Raw genomic sequence first — 2,989 nt, forward strand, 5'->3', positions numbered from 1 at the left:
CCGCGCCAAGGCGCAGGCTGCGCTCTACCAGCGCCACGGCAGCCCCGTCACAGCCCGATGCCAGGGCGTCGGCCGTATCGTTGGCGAACTCGGCGTAGTCACCGCCACTGGCCGGCAACTGCGCCGCACGGGCATGCAGGGCCTGCCGCATCACCGTCGGCGAGGCACCGATCCGGCCACCGCGGTGCAGCCCATCGCCATCCATGAGATCGATCGTCAGTGCGGTTCCAACCCCCACCACCAGTACCGGCTGGCGCGCACGCGCGGCGGCCAACAGGGCGAGAAAACGGTCCACGCCGAACTTTTCCGGACGCGCATAGGCAATGCGCACACCGGCACATTCGACCTGCGTGCGCGCCACCTGTACCCGCGCGAAGCGGGCGTCCAGCACCGTCATCACCTCGGCCGTCAGCGTGCTGGCCGCCACGCTGGCGACCCACGCGGTACCCCCCCGTGGCAGCGCCTGCAGCGCGGAGGCGGTCATCGCCTCGGCACCGTGCGCCCAGGCCTGCACCGGACCCACGCCGCCCTCCACCAGCTGCGCGAACTTGAACCGCGAATTGCCCAGATCGAACAACCAGTCGCTCATGCCGCCCTCACGCTGACTTCGCCGGCATGGAAGCAGGTTTCCCGCCCGTCGATGCGCACCCGCAGCGCGCCATCCTCGGCCAGTCCGCAGGCGTGACCCTCATGCAGCACGCCGGCCTCCTCGATCCGCACCACCCGTCCGGCCAGCACGTCCATCGCCGCATAACGCGGCAGGAACGGCGCCAGACCCTGCTGTTCGAACAATTCCAGCGCCGGCAGCAATCGCGACAGCAGCGCGGCGACCACCGCATTGCGCGAGACCGGCGCGGTGCCGAGCGTTTGCAGATCGATCCACGGCTGTCCGATATCCGCGGCCACCGCCGGGGGCATATGCACATTCAAGCCCAGTCCGATCACCGCGCGCGCCGGACCGGCGAACTCGCCACCGCCCTCCACCAGCAGGCCGCCGAGCTTGCGCCCGTCCACCATCACATCGTTGGGCCACTTCAGGCCGGCGCCGGTGAACCCCAGGGCATGCAGCGCCTCCACCGTGGACACGCCCATCGCCAGGCTCAGCCCGCCCATCCGCGACAGGCCTCCGGGAAACGCGCGCGACAGCGACAGGTACACATGTGCGGCCAAGGGCGAGGCCCAATGCCGGCCGCGCCGTCCACGGCCACCGGTCTGGCGCTCGGCCAGCAGCACCTCCACCCCGCGCCCAGGCGTGCTGCGCTGCAGCAATTCGCTGTTGGTCGAGGCCACCGTCCAGCCCACCTGCAGATCCGCCAGCAGATTCGCCACGTCCGGCGCCAACGCCGCGCGGATCGTCGCAGCCGACAGCAGCTCCACCGGACGTTCAAGCCGGTAGCCGTCGCCCGCGCGGCCGTCAATCGCCACGCCAGCCGCGCGCAGGCCCTGGATACGCTTCCAGACTGCGGCCCGGGTCTGCCCCAGCTCGCGGGCCAGCGCATCGCCGGAAAGGGGCCCGGCCCCCAGCTTGGCCAGCAGTTCGCGGTCATCCACGGCAGCTATTCCTCGAAACAATCGGCGAAATTATGCGGGATGCCCGGCAGGGCGCCCAGCACACGAACCAATTCAGGCAAAAAAGCAGGCTAGAATCGGGAGCTCGCCCGCTCTGGATGTTGTCGATGCGCCACCTCGCACATTGCCTGATCCTGTTGTTGACGCCGGTTGCAGCGCAGGCCTCCGAAGCGCTCAATGGCTCCAGCAACACCGGCTGCACCTACGCTCCCAGCGAAGTGGAGCGGGTTGCAGTGCCAGCGGCATCGGTGAATCTGGCCAGCGGCGCGCCAGCGCCGGCGTCAAAGCGCACCACACCGCCGGCCGGCGGTGGCAGCGATGAGGAAATCATCCCCCGCCTGCGCGCACCGAAGTGGCACCGCCTGCTGCCGGGCATGTTCCGCTGATCCCTGGGTTCGGGCGCTGGTGGCAACGCCCGCCACCTCCGGTTGATGACGCGCTTTGGCTGCAGGTCCGCGAGGCTTGCCCGTGGGTGCGGCCGCTTGTCCCGCAACGCGAGCGCCGCCTGCGCGAGCTGGTCGCGCGGTTCCTGCAGCGGAAAACCATCACCGCGGTCGCCGGGCTGGAACTGGATCCGGCCCAGCGCCTGCTGCTGGCCACGCTGTGCTGCCTGCCACTGATCGAGTTCGGTGCCGAAGGCCTGCACGGCTGGTCCGAACTGGTGGTCTATCCCGATGCGTTCCGCGTGCGCCGCAGCCATCTGGACGCGGCCGGCATCCTGCACGAATGGGATGACGAACTTATCGGCGAGGCGTGGGACAGCGGTCCGCTGATCCTGTCCTGGGCCGATGTGCAGGCCGATATCGCCGATCCGCAGGCCGGGTTCTGCGTGGCCGTGCACGAGATGGCGCACAAGATCGACCTGCTCGATGGTGCGATGGATGGCACGCCGCCGCTGCCGCGGGAGTGGCAGAAGCAGTGGGCGCGCGATTTCCAGCAGTGCTATGACCGTTTCTGCCGGCAGGTGGACAACGGCGAGGACACCGCTGTGGATCCGTATGCGGCCGAAGCCCCGGAGGAGTTCTTTGCGGTCGTCAGCGAGTACCACTTCTCCGCACCGCAACTGCTGGAGCAGGCGATGCCGGCCGTGGCCGCACACCTGCGCCGCTTCTATGGCCCGTCGCCGTTTGCCGACGTGCTCGCCGCCCTCGACGGCGCCTGAACCTCACAGCCCCGGCGGCAGCGTCACTTCGAAACGGGCCCCGCCCAGCTCGGCCGAGCGCTTGACCTGCAGTTCGCCGCGATAGTCCTTGATCAGGTCCTGCACGATCGACAGGCCGATGCCATGGCCCTGTACCCGCTCGTCACCGCGTACACCGCGCTGCAGCACCTTGGCGATATTCTCCTCGGCGATGCCCGGGCCATCATCGTCCACCGCCAGCTGCAGGCCGGCGCGGCGTCCCGGCGCGGCGGGGATCGG

At 69.6% G+C, this 2,989-nt stretch carries 5 protein-coding genes; 2 read left to right on the forward strand and 3 right to left on the reverse strand.

Annotated features, from left to right (window positions below):
- Positions 1-589 (reverse strand): type III pantothenate kinase (locus JCM9942_RS13020; protein ID WP_054660189.1); only part of this gene is annotated, 589 nt, incomplete at its 3' end.
- Positions 586-1,551 (reverse strand): bifunctional biotin--[acetyl-CoA-carboxylase] ligase/biotin operon repressor BirA, encoded by a 966-nt coding sequence (birA, locus tag JCM9942_RS13025; RefSeq protein WP_054660191.1) that lies wholly within the window; start codon positions 1,549-1,551, stop codon positions 586-588. The genes birA and JCM9942_RS13020, both read right to left, overlap by 4 nt.
- Positions 1,552-1,676: 125 nt before the next feature.
- On the opposite strand from birA, the gene JCM9942_RS13030 reads away from it, so the two are divergent.
- Together JCM9942_RS13030 and JCM9942_RS13035 are read left to right on the forward strand one after the other, a co-directional pair.
- Entirely contained in the window at positions 1,677-1,955 is a 279-nt protein-coding gene (locus JCM9942_RS13030; protein ID WP_241772665.1) for a hypothetical protein, read from the forward strand.
- On the forward strand, positions 1,922-2,731 hold the full coding sequence (locus JCM9942_RS13035) for a M90 family metallopeptidase (protein ID WP_054660195.1): 810 nt from the start codon (positions 1,922-1,924) through the stop codon (positions 2,729-2,731). Before JCM9942_RS13030 ends, JCM9942_RS13035 begins: the two co-directional genes overlap by 34 nt.
- A 3-nt stretch (positions 2,732-2,734) precedes the next feature.
- Here JCM9942_RS13035 and JCM9942_RS13040 read toward each other — a convergent pair.
- On the reverse strand, positions 2,735-2,989 hold a 255-nt coding region (locus tag JCM9942_RS13040; RefSeq protein WP_256202383.1), incomplete at its 5' end, for an ATP-binding protein.

Origin of the sequence: Stenotrophomonas pictorum JCM 9942 (genome assembly GCF_001310775.1) — a bacterium.
GTDB lineage: Bacteria > Pseudomonadota > Gammaproteobacteria > Xanthomonadales > Xanthomonadaceae > Stenotrophomonas > Stenotrophomonas pictorum.